21 protein-coding genes and 1 CRISPR repeat array are annotated in these 23,296 nt (G+C 33.9%); of the genes, 15 read left to right on the top strand and 6 right to left on the bottom strand.

Translation table 11 applies throughout. From position 1 onward, the window contains the following. Nucleotides 1–80 precede the first annotated feature (80 nt). Nucleotides 81–695: an NUDIX hydrolase gene (locus tag H8R24_RS01950; protein WP_187016763.1), complete on the bottom strand. Its 615-nt coding sequence runs from the start codon at nucleotides 693–695 to the stop codon at nucleotides 81–83. A gap of 7 nt (nucleotides 696–702) precedes the next feature. Between H8R24_RS01950 and pyrE the strand changes: the two genes are divergently transcribed. Continuing rightward, nucleotides 703–1,353: an orotate phosphoribosyltransferase gene (pyrE, locus tag H8R24_RS01945; protein ID WP_187016764.1), complete on the top strand. Its 651-nt coding sequence runs from the start codon at nucleotides 703–705 to the stop codon at nucleotides 1,351–1,353. A 10-nt stretch (nucleotides 1,354–1,363) separates the two neighbouring features. Then, on the top strand, nucleotides 1,364–1,756 hold the full coding sequence (locus H8R24_RS01940) for an SRPBCC family protein (RefSeq protein WP_187016765.1): 393 nt from the start codon (nucleotides 1,364–1,366) through the stop codon (nucleotides 1,754–1,756). A 103-nt stretch (nucleotides 1,757–1,859) separates the two neighbouring features. Here the strand turns inward: H8R24_RS01940 and H8R24_RS01935 are convergent, their stop codons facing one another. Further along, nucleotides 1,860–2,588 (bottom strand): biotin--[acetyl-CoA-carboxylase] ligase, encoded by a 729-nt coding sequence (locus tag H8R24_RS01935; RefSeq protein WP_187016766.1) that lies wholly within the window; start codon nucleotides 2,586–2,588, stop codon nucleotides 1,860–1,862. Between the two features lie 95 nt (nucleotides 2,589–2,683). Between H8R24_RS01935 and rsfS the strand changes: the two genes are divergently transcribed. From rsfS to H8R24_RS01900, 7 genes are all read left to right on the top strand, one after another. Then, a complete protein-coding gene (gene rsfS / locus H8R24_RS01930; protein ID WP_187016767.1) occupies nucleotides 2,684–3,055 on the top strand; it encodes a ribosome silencing factor in 372 nt (123 codons plus the stop codon). A gap of 16 nt (nucleotides 3,056–3,071) precedes the next feature. Further along, nucleotides 3,072–4,997 carry an ATP-dependent zinc metalloprotease FtsH gene (gene ftsH / locus H8R24_RS01925; protein ID WP_187016768.1) on the top strand — a complete coding sequence of 642 codons (1,926 nt, stop codon included), beginning with the start codon at nucleotides 3,072–3,074 and terminating at the stop codon, nucleotides 4,995–4,997. Between the two features lie 116 nt (nucleotides 4,998–5,113). Continuing rightward, on the top strand, nucleotides 5,114–5,716 hold the full coding sequence (locus tag H8R24_RS01920; RefSeq protein ID WP_187016769.1) for a lactate utilization protein B/C: 603 nt from the start codon (nucleotides 5,114–5,116) through the stop codon (nucleotides 5,714–5,716). Nucleotide 5,717: 1 nt separating this feature from the next. Next, entirely contained in the window at nucleotides 5,718–6,563 is an 846-nt protein-coding gene (locus H8R24_RS01915) for a phosphatidate cytidylyltransferase (protein WP_187016770.1), read from the top strand. Beyond that, complete coding sequence (locus H8R24_RS01910; RefSeq protein WP_187016771.1) at nucleotides 6,553–7,206, top strand: phosphatidylserine decarboxylase family protein; 654 nt, start codon at nucleotides 6,553–6,555, stop codon at nucleotides 7,204–7,206. The genes H8R24_RS01915 and H8R24_RS01910 overlap by 11 nt, the downstream gene beginning before the upstream one ends. Next, the gene (locus tag H8R24_RS01905; protein ID WP_187016772.1) at nucleotides 7,206–7,475 is read left to right on the top strand and encodes an acyl-CoA-binding protein; all 270 of its coding nucleotides are present in this window, start codon (nucleotides 7,206–7,208) and stop codon (nucleotides 7,473–7,475) included. The genes H8R24_RS01910 and H8R24_RS01905 overlap by 1 nt, the downstream gene beginning before the upstream one ends. A 7-nt stretch (nucleotides 7,476–7,482) precedes the next feature. Beyond that, on the top strand, nucleotides 7,483–8,259 hold the full coding sequence (locus H8R24_RS01900; protein WP_187016773.1) for a superoxide dismutase: 777 nt from the start codon (nucleotides 7,483–7,485) through the stop codon (nucleotides 8,257–8,259). Nucleotides 8,260–8,320: 61 nt separating this feature from the next. Here H8R24_RS01900 and H8R24_RS01895 read toward each other — a convergent pair whose 3' ends face one another. Then, the gene (locus tag H8R24_RS01895; RefSeq protein WP_394354169.1) at nucleotides 8,321–10,186 is read right to left on the bottom strand and encodes an alpha-amylase family protein; all 1,866 of its coding nucleotides are present in this window, start codon (nucleotides 10,184–10,186) and stop codon (nucleotides 8,321–8,323) included. A 257-nt stretch (nucleotides 10,187–10,443) separates the two neighbouring features. Here H8R24_RS01895 and H8R24_RS01890 point away from each other — a divergent pair, with 257 nt between their 5' ends. From H8R24_RS01890 to cas2, 6 genes are all read left to right on the top strand, one after another. Continuing rightward, a complete protein-coding gene (locus H8R24_RS01890) occupies nucleotides 10,444–12,078 on the top strand; it encodes an OstA-like protein (RefSeq protein WP_187016775.1) in 1,635 nt (544 codons plus the stop codon). A gap of 103 nt (nucleotides 12,079–12,181) precedes the next feature. Further along, nucleotides 12,182–13,363 carry an aspartate aminotransferase family protein gene (locus H8R24_RS01885; RefSeq protein ID WP_187016776.1) on the top strand — a complete coding sequence of 394 codons (1,182 nt, stop codon included), beginning with the start codon at nucleotides 12,182–12,184 and terminating at the stop codon, nucleotides 13,361–13,363. 125 nt (nucleotides 13,364–13,488) lie between these two features. Continuing rightward, nucleotides 13,489–14,892 (top strand): tetratricopeptide repeat protein, encoded by a 1,404-nt coding sequence (locus H8R24_RS01880; protein WP_187016777.1) that lies wholly within the window; start codon nucleotides 13,489–13,491, stop codon nucleotides 14,890–14,892. Further along, nucleotides 14,885–15,637: a shikimate dehydrogenase family protein gene (locus tag H8R24_RS01875; protein ID WP_187016778.1), complete on the top strand. Its 753-nt coding sequence runs from the start codon at nucleotides 14,885–14,887 to the stop codon at nucleotides 15,635–15,637. The genes H8R24_RS01880 and H8R24_RS01875 overlap by 8 nt, the downstream gene beginning before the upstream one ends. A gap of 153 nt (nucleotides 15,638–15,790) precedes the next feature. After that, entirely contained in the window at nucleotides 15,791–16,705 is a 915-nt protein-coding gene (cas1, locus tag H8R24_RS01870) for a type II CRISPR-associated endonuclease Cas1 (RefSeq protein ID WP_187016779.1), read from the top strand. After that, entirely contained in the window at nucleotides 16,681–17,010 is a 330-nt protein-coding gene (gene cas2 / locus H8R24_RS01865) for a CRISPR-associated endonuclease Cas2 (RefSeq protein ID WP_187016780.1), read from the top strand. Before cas1 ends, cas2 begins: the two co-directional genes overlap by 25 nt. Here cas2 and H8R24_RS01860 read toward each other — a convergent pair. The 3 genes from H8R24_RS01860 to cas9 form a co-directional block, all read right to left on the bottom strand. Next, nucleotides 17,007–17,291 carry a type II toxin-antitoxin system RelE/ParE family toxin gene (locus H8R24_RS01860; protein WP_187016781.1) on the bottom strand — a complete coding sequence of 95 codons (285 nt, stop codon included), beginning with the start codon at nucleotides 17,289–17,291 and terminating at the stop codon, nucleotides 17,007–17,009. The two genes, cas2 and H8R24_RS01860, sit on opposite strands and share 4 nt — an antisense overlap. Before the next feature lie 2 nt (nucleotides 17,292–17,293). Then, nucleotides 17,294–17,518, bottom strand: coding sequence for a hypothetical protein (locus H8R24_RS01855; protein WP_187016782.1), 225 nt, complete (start codon nucleotides 17,516–17,518; stop codon nucleotides 17,294–17,296). 157 nt (nucleotides 17,519–17,675) lie between these two features. Continuing rightward, nucleotides 17,676–18,436: direct repeats of the CRISPR family, unit length 36 nt; unit sequence AATATCGTGTTTTCTAATCTTTAATCAAACCACAAC. 100 nt (nucleotides 18,437–18,536) lie between these two features. Next, nucleotides 18,537–22,865: a type II CRISPR RNA-guided endonuclease Cas9 gene (gene cas9 / locus H8R24_RS01850; protein ID WP_187016783.1), complete on the bottom strand. Its 4,329-nt coding sequence runs from the start codon at nucleotides 22,863–22,865 to the stop codon at nucleotides 18,537–18,539. Nucleotides 22,866–23,296 lie beyond the last annotated feature (431 nt).

The raw sequence follows: 23,296 nt of genomic DNA, 5'->3' as shown, positions 1-23,296 counted from the left end.
ATAGCCTGACAGCATAAAAAAAATGGGCCACTCACCACATAGATGAGTAGCCCATTTTATTTTATGGAGGCATGCCCTAATTAGACTTTTGTAGGATGAATGCTTTTTTCTTGCTCAAACAATAATTTAATGTTCTCATAAGAATTATTTAATGCCTCGGGAATTTCCTCAGGGCTAAACCAAGCTACTTTTTCGATTCCTTCGTCTAGTTGTCCTTGAGGAGTGCCTTCAAAATCAGTTTGCATTTCGAACCAATGAGTGATTTTTAGCTTGTAAACCCCGTTGCGCTTAAAGACGTGATAGGTTTTTTGAAGTTTGTGCGTCACTCGTAATAAGTTGACGCCAGTCTCCTCCTCGACTTCGCGCATGGCAGTTTGCTCCATGTCCTCCCCTTTTTCGGTTCCGCCTTTGGGCAAATCCCATTTTCCGTTCCTAAAAATGAAGAGCACCTCCCCTTTTTTATTGTAAACTAATCCTCCGCCCGCTTTATTTACGGGGATTTTTGTTTTCAAAGTCTTCATAATCTCCTTTTCATCAGGATGATAGAGATATGCTTTTTGAATTTTATTTTGAAAAATTTTGACTATAAGTTGCTTTATATCAATGCTTTCAAGTAGAAATAATTGAAAATCTGTCTCTTTTGAGATGTTATTTGTCAAAAAAAGTGGTTTGTCGTTAACAAAAACTTTATACATTTGTGGTATGATTTTTAATAAAGATACTGCCGAAAAAACAGCCGAATTGCTTTTACAAATAAATGCAATTAAATTGAATCCAGGAAATCCTTTTACATGGGCTTCGGGATGGAAATCACCTATTTATTGTGATAACAGGCTAATACTCTCATTTCCAAGCATAAGAAATTATGTTCGTGATGAATTTTCTAAAAACATTGAAAAACAATTTGGTAAGCCAGATGTTATTGCAGGTGTAGCCACCGGAGCAATAGGAATTGGTATGCTGGTTGCAGAGAGCATGGGGCTTCCCTTTGTTTATGTGCGTCCAGAAGCCAAAAAACATGGTCGACAAAACCAAGTGGAAGGTTTTTTACAAAAAGGACAAAACGTTGTTGTAGTCGAAGATTTGATTAGCACCGGAAACAGCAGTTTGAATGCAGTTGAGGCTTTGCGCGCTGCAGGAGCTAATATCAAAGGGATGGCAGCCATTTTTACCTACGGGTTTGACGTGGCCGAACAAAACTTTAAAGAGGCTAAACTTGATTTGTACACTTTGAGTAACTATCAAAACTTGTTGAATCTAGCTGTTGCAAAAAGCTACATTACAGAAAAAGAAGAAATTACATTGAGAGAATGGAATGCTACTCCATCGACTTGGAATGTAGAAACTAAATAAATTAAGAAAGATGAACTTAGAAAGTCCGAAAGTAAACGTTGAGAAATCAGCACAAGAATTATTCGATTTATTGACTGATGTGAAGAATTTCGAGAAGTTAATGCCGGATAACATCGCTAAATTTGAGGTTATAGGCGAGGATGCTTTTATCTTTGGATTGAAAGGCATGCCTGAAATCAAACTTAAAATGAAAGAAAAAGTAGCTCCAAGCAAAGTAGTTTTGGGTGCTGCAAGTGATAAACTTCCGTTTACTTTAATTGCTAACATCGATGCAGTATCTGATGTTTCAAGTGCGGTAAAATTGGACTTTGAAGGAGACTTCAACCCCATGATGGCCATGATGATTAAAGGACCTATAGGTAAGTTTATTGAAACGCTAGCAAGCAATATGGGCAAACTATAGTTTGAATAATCTAATATATTTAAAAATACTCTTTTGGTGTACAAACTAAAAGAGTATTTTTTTTTATTCTAAATGAATCGTTCTGCAACAAAAACACTTTTTACTAATACAACATCTGAATTTCCTTTAAGCTATATTCGGCAATTGTGTCATCTTCTAGCAACAATTGCAATTGACCAGCAGTAGATACACCTTGAATGATTCCCATAAAATTTTTATCTGATTGATCTTTAAAAGGCATTGGAACCCCTTTTTTAAACAACAAACCATTATATGATTCCCATAACGAACGAACATCATACTCTAAATTCCTGATAGTACTTTCTAACTTTTCCATGATGGTCAAAAGTATCTTTTCTTTATCGAAAGTTGTCTTACTTATTTGCGCAAGCGAAGACGCTTTGGGAAGGTTTTCAAAATTAGTTTGATTGATATTAAGTCCCAACCCGATGATTGAACTTAGCGTTCCGTCACTTTTGATACTATTTTCTAACAAAAGACCGCCAATTTTAAAATTATATGACATAATGTCGTTTGGCCATTTTATACTCAATTCCGGAATATTATAGCTTTCTAAACTTTCAATCACTGCCAAAGCTACTGCAATATTAAGACTGTATATCTGACTCACATCTGACAATGAATCTTTTACAAAAACACTCATTATTAGATTCTTACCCGCTTCAGAGATCCAAACTGACCCCATTTGACCCTTTCCTTTGGTTTGATTTTCGGCTGTAACTACAGTAAAATTTTCGAGATCTTGCTTGCTGGACAATCCCTTTAGAAACTCATTAGTAGAATCTATGGCATCGAGTTTGATTAACTTCATGAGTTATTATTTGTGTAAGAAAATTTAATATTATGTTAAGGTTCAAAAATAAACACAAAAAATGGTAACTTTACAAACTTATATAAAAATTTTTCATGGCAAAAAAGACAATAAACAATGATGATTTACTAGCAAACATCATTAAAGGAATCGAAGAAGTAAAAGGAAATGATATAGATATTCTCGACCTAAGAGAAATTGACACCGCAGTTTGTGATTATTTTGTTGTTTGTAATGGTAACTCAAATACACAAGTAAATGCTATCGTTAACTCTATTCAAAAAACAGTTTCAAAGGAATTAAAAGACAAGCCTTGGCATGTTGAGGGATCAGATAATGCAGAATGGGTTCTTATGGATTATGTAAACATTGTAGTACACGTTTTTCAAAAACAAATTAGAGAATATTACAATATTGAAAGCTTGTGGGGAGATGCAAAAATTACTACAATAGCTAACAAATACTAAAGAAAGAAGAGCAAAAATGGCAAAAGACAATAATCCAAACCCAAATAAATTTAAAGTAAGTCCATGGTTAGTTTATACTGCCATCTTACTTATTTTCTTATTTATCAGTTTCATGACTGGTAGTTCAAATTTTCAAGAACCAGCTTCTTTGACCCCACCTAATTTTGAGATATTATTAGAAAAAGGTCAAATTCAGAAAGTAGTTGTATCTAACAAAACAGAAGCAGAAGTTTATTTAAATCCCGAAGCTTTAAAATTAAAAGAACACGTAAAAGTAGCCAAAGACATGCTAGGAAATCCTAGTAAAGGTCCGCAATATTCATTTGAGATTGGTAATGACCAAATATTTCAAAATAAATTAGAAAAAGCAGTAGCCGAAGGGAAATTAAAAGATTTTAAATTTTCACAAAGAAGCAACTGGACTGATATCCTAATCAGTTTACTGCCTATCATAATTATCATTGGAGTTTGGATTTTCATCATGCGTAAAATGTCTGGCGGCGGTGGCGGCGGTGGCGGTCAAATTTTCAACATCGGTAAATCAAAAGCAAAACTTTTTGACGAAAAAACGGATGTAAAAACAACATTTAAAGATGTTGCCGGACTAGAAGGTGCAAAAGAAGAGATTCAAGAAATTGTTGAATTCTTGAAAAACCCTGAAAAATACACCAATCTAGGAGGTAAAATACCAAAAGGTGCATTATTAGTTGGACCTCCTGGTACAGGTAAAACATTATTGGCGAAAGCCGTAGCTGGTGAAGCTCAAGTTCCATTTTTCTCTTTATCAGGATCTGATTTTGTTGAAATGTTTGTAGGAGTTGGTGCATCTAGAGTACGTGACTTATTTAAGCAAGCCAAAGAAAAATCGCCTGCCATTATTTTCATTGATGAAATTGATGCAGTAGGTAGAGCAAGAGGAAAAAGCAATATGTCTGGTGGAAATGATGAAAGAGAAAACACATTGAACCAATTGCTAACAGAAATGGATGGTTTTGGAACAAATTCAAAAGTAATCGTTTTAGCAGCAACTAACAGAGCAGATGTTTTGGATAAAGCCTTAATGCGCGCCGGACGTTTTGACAGACAAATTTTTGTTGACTTACCAGATATTCGCGAACGTGCTGAAATCTTTGAAGTACACCTTGCTCCTTTGAAAAAAGTTGAAGGATTAGATTTAGAATTTTTAGCCAAACAAACACCTGGTTTCTCTGGAGCTGATATTGCAAATCTATGTAATGAAGCAGCACTTATTGCAGCGCGTTACAACAAGACTGCTGTAGACAAACAAGATTTCTTAGACGCTGTAGATAGAATTGTAGGTGGACTAGAAAAGAAAAATAAAATAATCACACCCGAGGAGAAAAAAGCAATCGCTATTCACGAAGCGGGTCATGCAACAGTAAGTTGGATGCTAGAGCACGCTGCTCCCTTAATTAAGGTAACAATTGTGCCTAGAGGACAAAGCTTAGGTGCTGCTTGGTACTTACCAGAAGAGCGTCAGATTGTTCGTCCAGACCAAATGCTAGATGAAATGTGTGCTACTATGGGAGGAAGAGCTGCCGAAAAGGTAACTTTTGACCGTATTTCGACAGGTGCTTTGAGTGATTTAGAAAAAGTGACCAAACAAGCGAGAGCTATGGTAACCGTTTACGGACTGAATGATAAAATAGGAAACGTTACTTATTATGACTCAACAGGTCAAAGTGAATACAACTTCTCTAAGCCGTACTCTGAAGACACTGCTAGAATCATTGATGCCGAAATTTCATTACTAATTGAAAGCCAGTACCAAAGAGCAATACAAATTTTAGAAGAGAACAAAGACAAGCTCAATCAACTTGCAGATATACTGATCGAAAAAGAAGTAATCTTCAAAGATGACTTAGAAGCAATCTTTGGGAAACGAACTTTTGACAAAAATCTTGGTGAAGTAGTATCGTAACATATTTACCCGAAAATTTAATTATTTATAAAATCTTAATTCAAAAGTCCCTTTTGAATTAAGATTTTTTTATCTTTGGACGTTTTCCCATAACACATAAAGTACCTTAACAAAATATGAGTCTTTTTAGAAAAATTTTTGGTTCTAGTATTTCATCTTCAGACGAGGAGAAAGAGCAAGAAAATAATGGCTCTTTTGAAAAAGCTGATTTGTCTACTGACGAACAGTTTATTTTTAATTTCAAAAAAAACGGAGGTAAGTTTTTATACTGTGAAAACTTTGAAGAAGTAAAAGAGCAACTAGAAAACATTTTAGAAGAGAACGATTGGTATGAGAAAGAAGTACTGTGTTTTGACCCAAGTCTTTTTAGCCTATTAAAGGAAAACAAACTTCCATACGAACAAGTAACCCGACCTACATTTTTATTCTCCACTTGTGAAAACCTAATAGCCGAAGAAGGTTCAATTTTATTTTCTTCGAAACAAATTAAGCAGCATAAACCAAACGAACTTCCTGCAAACATTATAGTATTGGCAACAACAAGCCAAATACTAGAAGTAAAAAGCGATGGTTTGAGCGCTATAAAGAAAAAATACGAAAGAGATTATCCAACAAATATCACGGCAATCAAATATTTTGAGAAAGTACAAGAAGAAGACTTTACTCAATATGGCAGTTCGCCAAAAAACCTTTATTTGTTGCTTTTAGAAAACCTTTAAGATGAATGAAACCTTAAAGAGAGCAATATCGGGTGCTGTTTATATTATATTATTAATATTTTGCATCCTCTATTCAACCGAAAGTTTTTTTATACTATTTGGTGCGTTTCTGCTTATAGCGACATTTGAATTTTGCAATCTAGTACAAATTCACAAAGTAATCCCTATCCTATTTGCTTCGGCATTTTATTTATTGTTTTACAAAATCACATTTGCGACAAGCGGATTATTCTACGAACTGCGGTTTAGTAAACCTTTTGACTGGGCTGTTCTAGGTGCAACACTTTTTGTTTTTTTAAAAAGCATTCATTTCTTATTCGACAATAAAACACTCAAAATCGATGCGTTTTCTAAATATGTCTATTTAACTGGTTATATCATATTGCCATTTGTCATCATGACAAAAATCCCTTTTGGAAAGGACGGTTACAATCCCAAAATACTAATTAGCATCTTTATATTAATCTGGACCAATGATACTTTTGCCTACATCGTAGGAAAATCAATTGGTAGGACAAAGTTGTTTGAAAGAATTTCCCCTAAAAAAACCATCGAAGGATTTTTTGGAGGTGTTGTTTTTGCAGTAATAGCAAGTTATTTAATTGCAAAATACTATATTCAAATAGTTGAAGACAAGATTTACATTTGGTTAATTATTGCCGTAATCGTAGGTACTTTTGGTACAATTGGTGATTTAATCGAATCAAAATTTAAACGTATCGCTGGAGTAAAAGACAGCGGAAAAATAATGCCTGGCCACGGAGGTGTTCTAGATCGTCTAGATAGTGTTATATTTGTAGCACCAATTATATTTTTATTTTATCAAATTTTAAATTATGTTTCATAAAGAAGGTACCAAAACAATTATCTTAGGAATTATATTCACAGCTACTGTGTTATTATTAACGGATCGATTCATCGACGCTGGTTGGTTACAAATGTTACTACAACTAAGTGCTTTTGTAATTTTAATTATTATTTTACAATTTTTTAGAAATCCTAAAAGAACGGTAATCATCAATGAAAATCAAATACTAGCTCCGGTAGATGGAAAAGTAGTTGTAATTGAAGAAGTATTTGAAGCAGAATATTTTAAAGACAAACGTTTGCAAATTTCGATTTTCATGTCACCTATCAATGTGCACGTTACTCGTTATGGATTGAGTGGTCTTGTGAAATTTAGCAAATACCACCCCGGTAAGTTTTTAGTGGCTTGGCATCCAAAAGCAAGTGAAGAAAACGAAAGAACGACAATTGTTATAGAAAACGAAACATTTGGCGCTATCTTATACCGTCAAATCGCAGGAGCCCTAGCGCGAAGAATTGTAAACTATGCCGAAGAAGGAATGCAAGTAGTTCAAGGAACTGATGCAGGATTCATCAAATTTGGTTCAAGAGTTGATATTTTCTTACCATTGGGTACACCAATCAATGTAGTTCTTGATCAAAAAGCTATTGGTGGTAAAACAGTTATTGCAACAAAAGGATAATGATCGATAAAGATTTAGACACTCAATTTCAGGAAGCAGTTCAAGCTGCTTCCGAAATGACTCAAGCATCACTTCCGCAAGATGTGCAATTGCGTCTTTATGCTTTTTACAAACAAGCAACTTTGGGTACAGTAGAACCGAGACAAACCACTACTTATCATTTAAGAGACGCATTTAAAACAAATGCATGGATGCAAATAAGTCATTTTTCTACGGATGAAGCCAAAGAATATTATATAGAAATTATCAATTCACTATTGAAAAAATAGTACAATAATGAACAAATATTACTATTTACTTACAGCTATACTAGCAACGACTGTTTTATTTTCATGTAAAGATAAAAAGCTAACAGAAGTAGTCGAAGTACCCTTACCCACTGCCCAAGAGAAGGTTTCTATTGGTTTTCCTGAGGATGCAAAAGCAGCACCTGGCTCTTTTCAACTAGAAAAACTACCCTATCAATATGATGCATTGTCTCCTACGGTATCACCATTAACCTTAGAAACACATTATTCTAAACACTACCTAACATACACCAATAATTTGAACAAATTGATTGCGGGTACTGAATACCAAAATCAATCGATCGAAAATATTCTATCAAAGTTAGACGTTAACAATGCCGATTTACGCAACAATGCAGGTGGTTACTACAATCACAGCTTATACTGGAAGTCCATGGCACCAGAAACAGGCGGAAAACCCACTGACACAATTGCCTCATTGATCAATAGAGATTTTGGGTCTTATGATAATTTTGTAGTGGCGTTTAAAGCCGAAGCGACCAATCAATTTGGATCAGCTTGGACTTTTTTAATTGTCGACAAGTACGGAAAATTAAAGGTGACCAGTACACAAAACCAAGACAATCCCTTGATGAGAAATGCGGCTGTTCCCGGAACTCCTATACTGGCATTAGACTTATGGGAACACGCTTATTACCTTGGCTACCAATACAGAAGAAGGAATTATATTGATTCTTTTTTTAATGTAATCAACTGGAAGAAAATCAATGAAAATTACGAAGCCTCCCAGAGAAAAAGATATTAAATAAAAAAAGCTGATGTTTACAAAATGTAACATCAGCTTTTTTATTTGCCTTGAGCGAAAATTATAATTTATATATAAAAGATTCCGAAGGTGCTATCACGACATGAATTCTCCCTTCTCCATGTGTTACATTCAACGTCAGCTTACTCTCCTGATACAATTGATCCGTTAGCTCATAAGTTCCATCAACCAAATTCCATTTTCGAATAATACTCGAAGGTATTTTAAGTTCAAATGTACTTGTTGTCAACCATGAAAAATTAGTCACAACAATTAATTTCTCCGTTGTAGACCAACGACAAAAAGCATAAATACCCGGATCATACCCCCAGCTAGAATCACGATTAACCGATTGCAATTCCTGAAATGCTCCCATTAGAGCAGTACTATTCAAAGAAAAATTAAGCAATCGTTTGTAAAATTCTCGAAGCGATTTTTCACTTTCACTCAGCTGACCGCCGTCAAATTTCCCGTTGTTCATCCATCGTTGGTGTGCTGGAACGCCTACATAATCAAAAATTGAAGTTCTAGAATGCGTCCCAAAACCCGCGTTTTCAGCAGCGGACTCTCCTACTTCTTGACCAAAATAAATCATAGTCGGCGAAGTACTGATCGTTGTAGAGACCACCATCAATGGTTTTCCTTTCTCAGGAGTACCTGCAAACTCCGGACTTGCTAAGCGTTGCTCATCATGATTGTCTAGAAAATGCAACATATGATGCTCAATATCTACCATTCGATGCTGAATATCTGACAATCCATCCGGCAAGGAATGACCGCGAATCACGTCCTTTAACTTATCATACGTTTCTACTTTGTCATACAAATAATCCATTTTCCCTAAACGGATGTAATTTCTATACTCGTCTGGATTATAAACTTCGGCCAACAAAAAAGCGGATGGATTTTTGACTTTAATAGCAGCGTTCATATAACTCCAAAACTCGTAGGGCACCATTTCGGCCATATCATATCGAAAACCATCTACACCTTTATCTGTCCAATACAAAGCGATATCTCTGAACTTTTTCCAAGAATCTGGTACGTCTTTATCTTTCCAAAAATCAAAATGTTCTTGAGCCGATTTTTTATCAAAATGAGCCGGTAATTCAGGAAAATCCTTTGAACCATCTGGACGAATACCATAATTAACCTTAACCGTTTCGTACCAATCATTGCGATCTGGTTTAGCTCTTCGAGAACCATTACCTGTCCACTTTGCTGGAAACTCCTTGAAACTACCATCAACCAACGGATTCTTTTCTCCATTTAACGGCGCATCTGTATCAGGAATTTCAAATTGGGTATTGGGGATATAGTAGAAATTGTTATCTCTTTTGGATTCGACAGTAACATCATCATCAGCACCAAAATCACGTACACCATTCGGATTATTCATCCCTTCGTATTTGCGTGCAATATGATTGGGAACAATATCAATAATCAATTTTAAACCTGCTTGGTGTGTTCTTGCGATCAAAGCTTCAAATTCGGCCAAGCGATTAGCGGGGTCAACAGCCAAATCTGGATTAACATTATAATAATCCTTTACGGCATAAGGGGAACCTGCTCTCCCCTTGACCACTTCTGGATCATCATTAGAAATTCCTATTGCCGAATAATCCCGAATTAAAGCGTGGTGCGGTACTCCAGTGTACCAAATATAAGTTACCCCCAAGTCCTTAATTTCTTTTAAAGCCAGATCTGTAAAGTCATTAAACTTCCCTACACCGTTCTCCTCAATGGTTCCCCAAGGCTTATTAGTAGTATTGGTATTCCCAAACAAACGTGTAAAAACCTGATAAACAACTTCTTTTTTATTCGAAATAAATTCTTTTCTATCTTCTTTCATTTTTAAATCTTTTGTTTTACAAGCAGTTGTCAGTAAAACGATGCTCATGCTTGCAACAATAGTTATTTTTTTCATCATACAAAATTATTTATGCTGATTTGCCCGATTTTTATCAATTTCATAAATTTAAACTATTTTCTATTACTGAAACAGTCAGAATCTAAAATTAAAACAAAAAAGAGCAAGAAAACGGCACTACAACGAGAGAGTCAAGCCGTTCGTTAACAACTTTTGCCCAAAATTCAAAAAACCCTTTTGTTGTATTATAAATATATCCTAATATGGATTAGGATTGTCTGGTTTTTCATAAATTTGACAAAAATTAAAATCCATTGAAGAAATCAAAATTTTTCCTTTGTTACCTATTCGTTCTACTTTGTAGCAATTTCCTTTTGGCGCAAGCCCCAAAAAAAATTGTCGTAGAACATTCTGATTATTTTGATGTGAATCAAGTTGAAATTCCCGATGCTGTTTTACTAACCGGAAATGTAAAAGTAAACCATGACGGAGCCGTTTTAACTTGCAATAAAGCGTATTTTTTTCAAAAGGAAAACTATTTAAAAGCTTTTGGAAACGTACAATTAATTCAAGGAGACACCTTATTTCTCAATAGTAAATATGCCGAGTATAACGGAAATTTTAAAAAAGCTTTTGCTACAGGCGAAGCCGTAATGAGTTCTCCAGATGCTACACTAGCAACAGATACTATTAATTTTGATCGCAATACCCAGCAAGCTTTTTATAACACACAGGGAACAATTGTAAATAGAGACAATACACTAAAAAGTAAATCCGGTAAATATTACCTAGCCGAAAAAAAGTTTCAATTCTTAACTGCAGTAACCATCACTAATCCAACTTATGTGATTAAAACAAACCATTTGGATTACTACACTAATTCGGGTCATTCCTATTTATTAGGTCCTTCAACAATTACAAGTAAAGCCAACTATATTTATACCGAGAAAGGCTTCTATGACACGAAAAAGAATCTGGCACATTTTCTCAATAAATCCTATATCAAGTACGATGATAGGGTGATGAAAGGAGATAGTTTGTACTATGATCGAAATAAAGAATTTGCATCAGCATCCCGCAATGTTAAAATCACAGACTCTATAAATCGCGGAATTGTAAAAGGTCATTATGCCGAAATTTACAAAAAAAAGGATTCGATGTTTGTTACTAAAAGAGCCTTGGCAGTGAATTTTGTCGAAAATGACTCGGTTTACATTCATGGAAAAAAATTAATGGTCACTGGTAAAGAAGGAAACCGCATCATAAGAGCTTTTAACAATGTTCGTTTTTATAAAACAGACATGAGCGGTAAATGCGACTCTATTCACTCTAGTTCCAAAGAAGCCTTGACTAAACTAATAGGAAACCCTATTTTATGGAATGGAGAAAACCAAATCACAGGAGATCTCATGCACCTGATAGGCAACAACCAATCTAAAGAATTAGATTCCCTCAAGGTACTCAACAATACCTTTCTCGTCTCAAAAGATACCATAGGCACCGGCTTTAATCAGGTTAAAGGGCAAAACCTTTTTGGAAAATTTATCGAAGGAAAATTGCATGATGTAGACGTAATTAAAAACACAGAGGTAGTTTATTACATGCGTAATGATGACAAAGACCTTATCGGGATCAATAAAAATGTAAGTAGTAAAATCAATATTATTTTTGATAAAAACGACATTGAAACAATAACATTTTTCCAACAAGTAGACGGTGATATCTATCCCGACAAAGACTTGCCCGAAAATGCCAGAAAGTTGCGAGGCCTAGTTTGGCGAGGTGATGAGCGCATAAAGTCTAAGGATGATATTTTTCCGCCAGAAGAGAACGAAGACAATGAAAAAATTGCGAAGGCAACAAAAGTAGACGAAGCTAAGAAAAACATACCAATGAAAATTCGAAAAGAAACATTGAACTACGACAAAAAGAAAACAAAGAAAAAGTAGTGAAAGATTATACAAATCTGACCATTTAAATTCTTGAGCTTGTGATTCTAAATTTCCTATTAGTTTCGAAAACAAAAAAATTAGCAGTTAAATACAACCAAAAGTGAATAACGATTTCATAAAATACCAAGCACAAACATCACCATATCCACTAGGAATGGAAGTTTCGCATGCAGTAGGTTCTTATATATACGACACCAACAATAAAAAATATTTAGACTTTGTAGCAGGGGTATCTGCCTGCACTTTGGGGCATCAACCTCCTAGAGTCAATCAAGCAATCAAAGACCAACTCGACAAGTATTCACATGTGATGGTATACGGTGAATACTCGCAAAGTCCCGCAGTGGAATATTGCAAACTATTAGCCTCGCTCCTACCCGAAACTTTAAATAAAACATACCTAGTTAACTCAGGTACTGAAGCCATTGAAGGCGCTTTAAAACTAGCGCGCCGTACAACAGGAAGAAGTCAATTGATCTCGTGCCATAATGCTTATCACGGAAACACAATGGGATCGATGAGTGTGATGGGATTTGAAGAACGCAAACAAGTTTTTCGTCCGTTGATACCGGACGTTGATTTCATCACGTTCAATAACGAAGCCGATTTACAAAAAATAACTACTAAAACTGCTGGAATCTTATTAGAAACCATACAAGGAGGCGCTGGGTTTATTCAGCCCGAAAATGATTTCTTAAAAAAGGTAAAAACACGATGCGAAGAAGTGGGCGCATTACTAATTCTAGATGAAATACAGCCCGGATTTGGTAGAACAGGAACCTTATTTGGATTTCAAAACTACAATGTGGTGCCGGATATTCTGGTTATGGGAAAAGGAATGGGCGGCGGTATGCCCGTGGGTGCATTTACGGCATCTGCAGAACGCATGGATTTATTAAGTACAAATCCAAAACTAGGACACATCACAACATTTGGCGGACATCCTGTCATAGCGGCAGCATGCTTGGCCACTTTGAAAGAAATTACCGAAACAAACCTAATGCCTAGTACATTAGAAAAAGAAAAATTATTCAGATCACTTTTGGTACATCCTTTGATACAAGAGATTCGAGGAAAAGGGTTAATGCTAGCCGCAATGACAAACAGCGCAGCAATAACGAATGAAGTGATCTTAAAATGCCAAGACAAAGGACTCATCTTGTTTTGGTTATTATTCGAAGAATGTGCTATCAGAATTACACCGCCATTAACCATTTCTGAAGAAGAAATACGCGAAGGTTGTGCGATGATAATAGCTGCTTTGAACGAAGTTCAAGTATAAAAAACACTACCTAAACTTAACAATTTCATATTGTTAATTAAATTGTTCACAACAATTCAATTTTTTCTTCATAATAACAATATTGATGCCTAATTTTAATTTAGGGCAAATTCAAAAAAAACAGTATGCAATTAAGCAACGAAGAAGAAGACTATAACTTATCATTATCCAAATTTGAGTCGATGTTGAAAACCAACAAAGTGCTCTTTTTTGACTCCGAAGAGTTTGAAGAAATCATCCTTCATTACTTGGATATGGGTAAGACAGCTTTGGCCAAAAAAGCGCTCAAACTTGCATTGGATCAACATCCTAGATCGACAGGATTGAAGTTGGTTCAAGTAGAGATGCTGGTCTATGATGACAAGCTAGAAATAGCCGAAAAACTGCTCAACGAGCTCTATGCTATTGAGCCAAACAACGAAGAAATTTACATTCAAAAAGCTAACATCTGTTCGAAAAGAGATCAACATGAAAAAGCAGTTGAGTTGCTAAAGATCGCGTTACAATTCACTGATGATTATGCCGATGTTCATAATTTAATAGGGATGGAATACCTATTTATGGATAAACTTGAAGAAGCAAAACAAAGTTTCATCAAATGCTTAGAGGAAGATCTTGAAGATCAATCAGCTTTGTACAACGTAGTTTATTGCTTTGAGTTTTTGGATCAAAATCTAGAAGCAATTACTTATTTGAACAATTACATAGACAAAAATCCGTACAGCGAAATTGCTTGGCATCAAGTAGGCCGCTTGTACTATGGAGTAAAAGACTATGAAAATGCCATACGCGCATTTGATTATGCGACCCTGATCGACGATGAATTTCTTGGCGCTTTTATGGAAAGAGCCAAAGCTTTTGAACGATTGAAGAAGTACGAAGAAGCAATTGAAAGTTATAGTAGAACTATAGAACTCGATGACGCGACCTCGTATGCTTTATTGCGCATCGGAAAATGTCATGAAAAACTAGGCAACACCGTTCTAGCTTTAAAATTTTACAATGAAACCGTACATGAAGATCCACTTTTGGACAAAGGATGGATTGCCATAACTGATTTCTATGTGCGTCAAAAAAACTTTCAAAAAGCACTGTTTTTTGTCAATAAAGCATTAGCCATTGACAATCACAACCGCTTGTACTGGAAACGATACGCTACCATCAACAAACAAATGAATTTCTTTGAAGAGGCCGAATTTGGTTTTAGAAAAGCAGTTGAATTTGGAGATACTGAGCTAGATACTTGGTTGTTTTGGGTTGACATTTTACAATTTTTAGGTGAATTTGATAGCGCTATTCAAACCTTATTGCAAGCAACAGAATATTATCCAGAAGAAAACGAAGTAGAATATCGATTAGCTGGACTGTATTATATGACACAAGAAACTACCAAAGCTAAATTCCATTTGAGTAATGGCTTGCGCTTAAAATTTGAGAATTACACTATAATTGAAGACTTATTCCCCGTAGTTTGGACTAAAAAAACAGTTCGTAATTACATTGACAAATATAAAAACAACAATGACTAATTCCGTTAAAAAACGTTTTGGCTTACTAGGTAAAAATATTAGTTATTCTTTTTCGAAAGGTTATTTTACAGATAAATTCAAATCAGATGAGTTTGAAGGATGTACTTATGAAAACTTTGACATCCCTGCAATTGAAGGGTTTGTTACTATTATAAAGGAAAACCATCACGAGCTAAATGGGATCAATGTTACGATTCCGTACAAAGAAGCCGTGATGCCATATTTAGATAAATTATCTAAAAAAGCAACATTAATAGGAGCTGTAAACACGATAAAATTCACAAGAAAGGGACAGTTAAAAGGATACAACACCGATTATTATGGGTTTAAAAAGGCTTTAAAACCTTTATTGCAAGCCCACCATAAAAAAGCAATGATTCTAGGAACTGGAGGGGCATCAAAAGGGGTTGCTTTTGCACTTGATGAGCTAGGTATCACCTATCGTTTTGTATCGAGAACAACTACAGATCATGCTATAGGATATGATCAAATAAATGCTGAAACCTTTAATGAGTATCAAATTTTTATTAATTGCACACCTGTAGGAACAAGTCCTGATATCGAGGCTTCACCGCCATTGCCTTATAACTACTTTAGCCCACAACATATTGCCTTTGATTTAATTTACAATCCTGACGAAACTACTTTTCTTAGAAAAGCAAAAAACCAAGGAGCCCAAATTAAAAATGGCCTAGAAATGCTAGTCTACCAAGCCGAAAAATCTTGGGAAATCTGGAATAGATAAAAAAAATCCAATTATAAAATAAGCTTTCAGTCTCAGGATTGGAAGCTTTTTTATTTGCAAATCAACCAATTACGGTTTTACGTAAAAATAAAAGGCAACAATTAATTAATTTAACTTAAAACTTAATACTGTAAATAAGTTAAAAGATTAATTATGATAAAAAAAACACTTTTACTAGAAAACAAATCATCAATTACAATTAAAAACTTGCAGCTGGTTATTAAAACTGAAACAAGAGAAAGTAGCATACCTATTGAAGATATTGGTTTTGTAGTACTAGACAATCCCGAAATATATTTGAGTCTTCCTGCAATGAATTTTCTTATCGAAAATAACACGGCAATTATTATTTGTTCCAAAAATCACTTACCAAATGGAATGTTTCTCAATCTAAATAGTCATCATATACAACAAGAAATATTTAGAAATCAAATAGAAGCAACTGTCCCATTAAAAAAACAACTGTGGCAACAAACAATTGTTGAAAAAATACAAAATCAAGGAATATTACTAGAAAAAATCACGAGCGAAAAAAATACATTTAATTTTCTTGCAAGTAAAGTTTTAAGCGGCGATTCAACAAACATGGAAGGTGTAGCTGCACAGCAATATTGGAAACATTTCCCTCAACCAAATTTACAATACGATGGATTAAAACGAGAACGTTATGGAGATTACCCTAATAATTTTTTAAACTATGGTTATGCTATATTAAGAGCTGCAACTGCGAGAGCATTATCAGGAAGCGGTTTATTGAACACCCTTGGTATACACCATAAAAACAAGTACAACGCTTTTGCATTAGCTGATGACATAATGGAACCGTTTAGACCCATCGTAGATGAAAAAGTTTACACTATTATGAAAAATCATAATGAACAAGAACTCAATACTAATATTAAAGCAGAACTACTTCAAGTACTAACTCAAACTGTATTTTTTAAAGATGAAAAAAGCCCATTGATGGTCGCGTTACAAAAAACAGCTAGTTCGCTTCAACAATGCTATACAGGAAATAGGAAAAAAATTAAATATCCGAAGCTATGGAACTCAATGGATACCGAATAATGTGGTTGTTTGTATTTTTCGATTTGCCCACAGAAACTAAAAAAGATCGACGAAACGCCTCCCAATTTCGAAACAATCTTTTGAAGGATGGGTTTTCTATGATGCAATATTCTGTATATGTACGCCATTGCGCCAGTAGCGAAAGCGCCGATGTACACGAAAAACGAATACACAATTTATTGCCTCCTTTTGGCAAAGTCAGTGTACTACGAATAACCGATAAACAATTTGGAAATATTCTTAATTTTTGGGGCAAAGCCGAAGTCCCCAAAGCACCACAACCCACACAGTTAGAATTGTTTTAGAAAGAAATAGGATCTTGCCTGTTATCCCAAAAATATAAAACTACTACAGTATTATAATTTATCTGATAATAAAATGAAGTTTGTTTGCTTATTTTTCCAATTCTAACATTTTTAGACAATGGAGTTGCTTTAAATATTTCAGGATTTTTAGAAACCTTAAGTAATGTCTTTTCTACTTCAAGTAAAAACGTGTCTGCTCTTTTGGGACTAAACCTACTTTCGATACTATCAAAAATAGTTTGCAAAGTAAACTTTGCATTATCAGTTAATACAATTCGCATCCTTACATTTTGTGTAGCCTACTCAAAAGAGAAGCTTTTACAACTGAAAAATCAGTGTACTTCCCGTCTTCATATTGTACTTGACTTTCTTCTACGGCTAATTTAACATGTTCAGGAATATCCTCATAAGCATCTTTATCATCAAATGAAATTTTTGCTTTAATTGCCTCTGCCACCTCTATTAAAAAGGATTTATATTGCTCGCTAGCTTCAATTACAACTCTCATAGAATAAATATTTATACAAATGTACCAATAATTTAGAAGACAACACTTTACAAATAAAAAAATGCCTCAATATTGGGTTATCAAACCAATAAAGAGGCATTTTTTTTATACGATACCTACTTTAATCCCATGATTATCAGAAGGTAACAAGCCAACTAATATCGTGTTTTCTAATCTTTAATCAAACCACAACGGTTGTATTCCGGTTGAAATAATAAAATATAATATCGTGTTTTCTAATCTTTAATCAAACCACAACGTTTGGCTGGTTTGTATGACATAAAAGTAAAATATCGTGTTTTCTAATCTTTAATCAAACCACAACTAACAGCTTATTTTTTACTTAATGGATTTGAATATCGTGTTTTCTAATCTTTAATCAAACCACAACGGTAATGTGCTTCGACTAGCTCGAGCGTGAAATATCGTGTTTTCTAATCTTTAATCAAACCACAACGGGTATTCATTACGTGCAATGTGGCAAGTGAATATCGTGTTTTCTAATCTTTAATCAAACCACAACGATTGCATTGATTTCTCAAAACGTGTACCTAATATCGTGTTTTCTAATCTTTAATCAAACCACAACCAACAAGACACGCAACCTATTAAAGCGTATAATATCGTGTTTTCTAATCTTTAATCAAACCACAACTTGAATTGCTCCTGTCCTCCATTCTCCTAAATATCGTGTTTTCTAATCTTTAATCAAACCACAACCCTCTATCCTTGCATATTTCTCGGGCTTTTAATATCGTGTTTTCTAATCTTTAATCAAACCACAACGCTGTTACAAGTCCTTTGCTATCATACGTTAATATCGTGTTTTCTAATCTTTAATCAAACCACAACAATGATTGAACACTTGCAGGTGCCGATATAAATATCGTGTTTTCTAATCTTTAATCAAACCACAACTGAAAGCGACTGCATCCCTGCTGGGCGGATGCTATCCCTTTCAGTTGTGGTTTGAGATGTTTAAGATGTTGAACAAAATGTCAAAGAACTATTAGCTTGTTTAAATGAAAGTAATCTTGCCAGAAGCTGTCAATACAAACTCATATCCTTCAACTAACATATTTAGTTTACTTACTTGCAATCTAATTTGTTCAAATGGGGACTCAAAATCTACATTATAAATTTCTTTCAATTCACTAGCTTGTCGGGCTTCAAAATGAGTCCTAAAAGTTAATCTTCCTTGGGCGTCAAACTTAGCTAATTTATATAATCTATTATGCAAATCACTAGTGGGTAATTCTAATATTTCTTGAAAATTTTCTTTGAAAAACAAAACCATCAATCCTTTTTTTAAAATATACTTCAATGGTAATCCAGTTTTATCGTGAGGATTGGTTACTATATCATATTTCAGTTTATTTTCTTCATTACCTAATCTGTAATATGACCCTGCATCAATATTATTAATCATTTCGAACGACCTTTTTATTTTTCCTTTTTTATCAAAATCTTCATAAATAGCCATTGCAAAATTCTCATCATTCTGTGCGTATACATTTTGCTTATGTTCGTGACGAGATTTTGACAATAAACTATGTTCTTTTATTTCTAAAGGATTTTTAACTGAATTAGCATACAATCGAACTTTATTAATTGCAATTCCTTTTTCTTCATTCATCCACACTTTTTTACCTTCAGTAATTTTATTTTTTTGTTGTGCATTTGAAGATAGTATTAAAATCCCATTAGTTACCGCTTCTTTAACTTTCTCTTTTACTATTTCATCAACAATATTTTCAATATCTGAGGCTTTTAAACTTTCTAAATCTTTACGAATTACATATTTAATTTCTTCTATATTTAATGGGTTTTTAATTGCACCATAAATACTATCTTGATGTAATGATCCTCTCACAGTATCACCTTGTTGTAACCTTGGTAGTTTTTTACCGTCTTTACCAAATTTGTAAATAATTTTACGGCTTGAATCTATTTTAGGAACAGCTTTGCCATTTGCAACTCTTTCTATTTCTGCTACGTATTGCTTCTTACCTCTAATTCTCACTATCTTTTTGGATTGTTTCTTTAGATTATCTGGTGTGTAATGCGATACCAAGATTTCTTCTTCAATCTTTATCAAATCCTCTTTGAATGTTTTCCATGGTTTTGAATCTGCTAATAATTTTCTAGCATCGGATAATTGTTCTTTATCTTCCAAAGTCCAGGCATGAGCCAAAACATCATATTTATCTTTGGTCATGCAAGCAATTGTAATGGCGTCAATGGTATGATGTGTATGTTTACTTCTATCTTTTTCTACAAAGTACTTTTTGCCATCTTTTTGATAACTTTCTTGAATTCCCCAAATCTTTCTAAACTCGGCAACCATTCCTCCTTTTACACTTTCTACCCTTTTGAAATAGGACTTCAAATAGGCTTGCGCATATCTGGTTATAATTCCTGTATCTGGAATTTGGCTGTTTTTAAATCCTACTTTAGGCTCTGTCCAAATAAAACGGTCATATTTACCTTGTAAATAATCTCTTTTTAAAGTCAAATAATGTCTTCTTCTAATTTTTTTGTCTTTAGCTTCTTTGGTTGCTGCTGTTTTTGTGGAACGAATAATCATTTCAATTTCTCTCGTATAATTTTCTGCTTCCTTTTTCCAATGCGCAATTCTTGGCAAAATTTCCAAATGATTAACTAATTCAATAGGCATTTTTTGCTTTTTAATATCTCTATTAAACTTTTGACTACAAAGCGTTTTATTCATTTGAGAGTTATCCTGCGAAATACTTCTCGGAATAGTATGTTCTATATCATATTTTGGATTTTCTCCTATAATATCGCAAATACTAATACTATTACCGTTCTCATAAATCTCTTTTCTATCTTGCTCAATCCACAATTGATAACGTAATAAATCATCAACCGTTGGCTCAATTTCTTTACCACATTCAGCTAAATAGAGCTTCTTAATTTCTTCTTTATATTTTTCACGTTCTTTTTTATTTTCATTTTGGTAATCCTGAATTCCTTTTCGTTTATTAGCATCATTTAATTCCCGAGCCATTTCGATATGAACACTTGTTCGTTCATCAACTTGTCCTTCTACTATTAAGGCATTTAATACTTTTCGGAGTTGATGTAAAGCGCGCATTGCCATTGGATTTTTAATCGAAGAAGTTAATGGACTTCCTAATATTAACTGACCAGTTTCCTTTCCGTCTTTATCTCTCGCTTTTTGCTTTTTGAAAACATCAATATCTGAAGGATGGTACAATTTATTTAACTGCTTCGGATTATTACAAAAAACTTCTCCATCTTCATTTTCTCCCTTTAGGAATTCTAAAACTTTTTCGTCCAAACGTTTTACTTTTATGAACTCATAAGCTTCTAATTGCTCTATAAAAACAGGAAACAATTCCTTTAAGATTACTTCTTGCTTCAAGCCATCAGTAATATTATGATACTTAAAAAACGAAACTAGTCTTTTACTTAAATCATTTCTATAAGTAGCTTCTGCTTCCTTAGAATAGTAAGCACCGTCAACCTTACATTCCTTTATTAATCCGTTTACAACTTCTAAAAGTCCATTGTCAAATGTATTATTGGCTATTATTTCCGCAATCTTATCTTGTATATATTTTCTTTGCGCCAAGTCGTTCCAAATAGCCTCATCAACTATACCTCCAATATTTGCCATAAAAACGGCGTGCGAATACAGTAATCCTTCCTTTACGTACGGTAAAATTTTGTTGATTGCGTTCACACTCAAACTTGCAAAATCCTTTTTCAATCTAATCTTACTAAAAGTCTTAGCGTTTTTTTCTTCTAATTTTAATTTATCTTTTGCAAATTCATATAAGTAAATATCAGAAGTAGAAACGGATAGTAAATGCCACAAATCTTTATAATCTACTGTTCTATTAACTTCAATACCTTTTGAATTTAAAGTTGGATAAGTAAATGTTTTTATTCTCCAATCTTCTCCAATTACATTTTTCAAAGAAGCACAAACTGGAGAGCCTGCCACAGTATCTGTAGGTTTGTAATTAAACCAATAATGAAAACTATCTCTTTTTGAAGATTTATAAAATCCAAAACTTGCCCCTTTTTCAATTAATTCTTTGGCCAAATCTTCAAAATTAAAATTATCCTTTTTTCTTAAAAACTTAGGAATTAAACTAAGCTTTTCTTCTTGTGATAAAAAACGTAATATTTTCTCAGATTGTGTTCCGATTTTTATAGTATTCAAATAAGTCCACATTCTGTACTCTTCAAAATCAGGATGAGAAATAGCGGATCGCGATTTACTTTTTTCGAAAGAACACTTACCTATTAATCCTTTTTGAGATTTTAGCGGACGTTGAAAAAAGATCGCTCTATATAATTCCTTTGTTAAACCTCTATATCTTTTTTCTGGTAACTGCTCACTATCAGTAATACCTTCAATAGCTTGTGTTTTGCAAATAATCTCAAATTCTGCTAAATAATGTTCTTCTCTAGCTGTATATTGGTTTCTAATTTTTCCTTTATTATACAAACTATTGAAATATTGTCCTAAGGTTACAAAACCTCCGTCTTTCATTGCTTGCGAAATCTCACTGATTTTGCCTTTAACTTTACCTAAATCTTCTTTTTTATTTAATCGAGTAAATAGTTCGTCTTTACATTTTACAATATCATTTTCATTTTTCTTAGTTATAGCCACCAAAGAGTTATAAAGTGTCTTTAACTTTTTCTCTCCTTCATCCAAATCTTTTTTAAAACCTCCTGTTATAGATTCATCAAGTATTCCTCTATTAAGGAAATAGTCTTTCAATTCAATTAATATTTCATCAGAAGTATTTACATCTTCAATGGCAGATTGAATTTGTGGACAATGTTCTTCAAAAACTCCTTCAGCTGATTGATCTAAACGATTGCTCAAAAAACCTCTTCTTTGCGTAATATGATAAAGAGCACGACCTAATTCGAACAAAGTAACTTTTTGTTTACTTGCTCTATCCCTACAAGAGTAAGGGTTTACATTTTCGTTGTCATCAGTGCGTAACCATTTCAAAAATTCAGGATTAAGTGGGTATTCTTTAAATCCAGATTTTTTCCACTCTTCAACTTCCTCAATTGACAACGGACACATTCCATTTATAGATAGAACTTTTAAAGTTTCGTATTTTCTTAACTTTCTGCGATATTTAATTTTTCGTGCACTTCTGTAACCAGTTCGTTCTGCTGCACGTGAACTTTCAATACCTTTTTCAGACTTCACTCCCTCAGAAAATATCCGCACTCCTTTATCTACAAGAGTAAAATCATTCCCCTCTTTGTCTACAACCGCCCATCCAATCGAGTTTGTCCCTAAGTCTAAACCTAATATTTTTGCCATACTAATCTTTGTTTTGTAAGAATTTTTAAAGCTACATCAAAAATAATAAACAGCTTTACGTTTTTCCACATTGCAACCTACTTATTTTTTATTTACATTTGTAACTGATTAAAATTTCTAATCTTTAATCTTATCACAATAAGGCTATATGCCGTAGATGAAAATCTTTAGTCCTGCTTCGGTGGGACTTTTTAATTTATGATAATTGAGCCTTGATTCAATTACAAAAGCAAAGCCCCAACAAAAGCGGTATCTCCAGAAATACAAAACAAGGTTTTTTAAGCACCGTTTTGTTTATCGGGAATATAGTGTCCATAAGCTTTCGAGAGCGTGAAAGTGCTTCAAATAAAACAGGAATTGAGGATAAAACGACTCTAAATTAAGGATTTGCTTTGTTATTCGGTGCCGCTTCACTATCTTTCGACTTCAAT

This window comes from Flavobacterium muglaense, from assembly GCF_014305155.1.
Classification (GTDB): Bacteria; Bacteroidota; Bacteroidia; order Flavobacteriales; family Flavobacteriaceae; genus Flavobacterium; species Flavobacterium muglaense.
The sequence above is the reverse complement of the archived record's forward strand: the minus strand, read 5'-3'. Positions and strand labels throughout refer to the sequence as shown.

Excerpts from the sequence above, each read along its gene's own strand:
- H8R24_RS01950 (WP_187016763.1), bottom strand. The coding sequence starts at position 695 with ATGTATAAAGTTTTTGTTAACGACAAACCACTTTTTTTGACAAATAAC.
- pyrE (WP_187016764.1), top strand. The coding sequence starts at position 703 with ATGATTTTTAATAAAGATACTGCCGAAAAAACAGCCGAATTGCTTTTA.
- H8R24_RS01940 (WP_187016765.1), top strand. The coding sequence starts at position 1,364 with ATGAACTTAGAAAGTCCGAAAGTAAACGTTGAGAAATCAGCACAAGAA.
- H8R24_RS01935 (WP_187016766.1), bottom strand. The coding sequence starts at position 2,588 with ATGAAGTTAATCAAACTCGATGCCATAGATTCTACTAATGAGTTTCTA.
- rsfS (WP_187016767.1), top strand. The coding sequence starts at position 2,684 with ATGGCAAAAAAGACAATAAACAATGATGATTTACTAGCAAACATCATT.
- ftsH (WP_187016768.1), top strand. The coding sequence starts at position 3,072 with ATGGCAAAAGACAATAATCCAAACCCAAATAAATTTAAAGTAAGTCCA.
- H8R24_RS01920 (WP_187016769.1), top strand. The coding sequence starts at position 5,114 with ATGAGTCTTTTTAGAAAAATTTTTGGTTCTAGTATTTCATCTTCAGAC.
- H8R24_RS01915 (WP_187016770.1), top strand. The coding sequence starts at position 5,718 with ATGAATGAAACCTTAAAGAGAGCAATATCGGGTGCTGTTTATATTATA.
- H8R24_RS01910 (WP_187016771.1), top strand. The coding sequence starts at position 6,553 with ATGTTTCATAAAGAAGGTACCAAAACAATTATCTTAGGAATTATATTC.
- H8R24_RS01905 (WP_187016772.1), top strand. The coding sequence starts at position 7,206 with ATGATCGATAAAGATTTAGACACTCAATTTCAGGAAGCAGTTCAAGCT.
- H8R24_RS01900 (WP_187016773.1), top strand. The coding sequence starts at position 7,483 with ATGAACAAATATTACTATTTACTTACAGCTATACTAGCAACGACTGTT.
- H8R24_RS01895 (WP_394354169.1), bottom strand. The coding sequence starts at position 10,186 with ATGAAAAAAATAACTATTGTTGCAAGCATGAGCATCGTTTTACTGACA.
- H8R24_RS01880 (WP_187016777.1), top strand. The coding sequence starts at position 13,489 with ATGCAATTAAGCAACGAAGAAGAAGACTATAACTTATCATTATCCAAA.
- H8R24_RS01875 (WP_187016778.1), top strand. The coding sequence starts at position 14,885 with ATGACTAATTCCGTTAAAAAACGTTTTGGCTTACTAGGTAAAAATATT.
- cas1 (WP_187016779.1), top strand. The coding sequence starts at position 15,791 with ATGATAAAAAAAACACTTTTACTAGAAAACAAATCATCAATTACAATT.
- cas2 (WP_187016780.1), top strand. The coding sequence starts at position 16,681 with ATGGAACTCAATGGATACCGAATAATGTGGTTGTTTGTATTTTTCGAT.
- H8R24_RS01860 (WP_187016781.1), bottom strand. The coding sequence starts at position 17,291 with ATGCGAATTGTATTAACTGATAATGCAAAGTTTACTTTGCAAACTATT.
- H8R24_RS01855 (WP_187016782.1), bottom strand. The coding sequence starts at position 17,518 with ATGAGAGTTGTAATTGAAGCTAGCGAGCAATATAAATCCTTTTTAATA.
- cas9 (WP_187016783.1), bottom strand. The coding sequence starts at position 22,865 with ATGGCAAAAATATTAGGTTTAGACTTAGGGACAAACTCGATTGGATGG.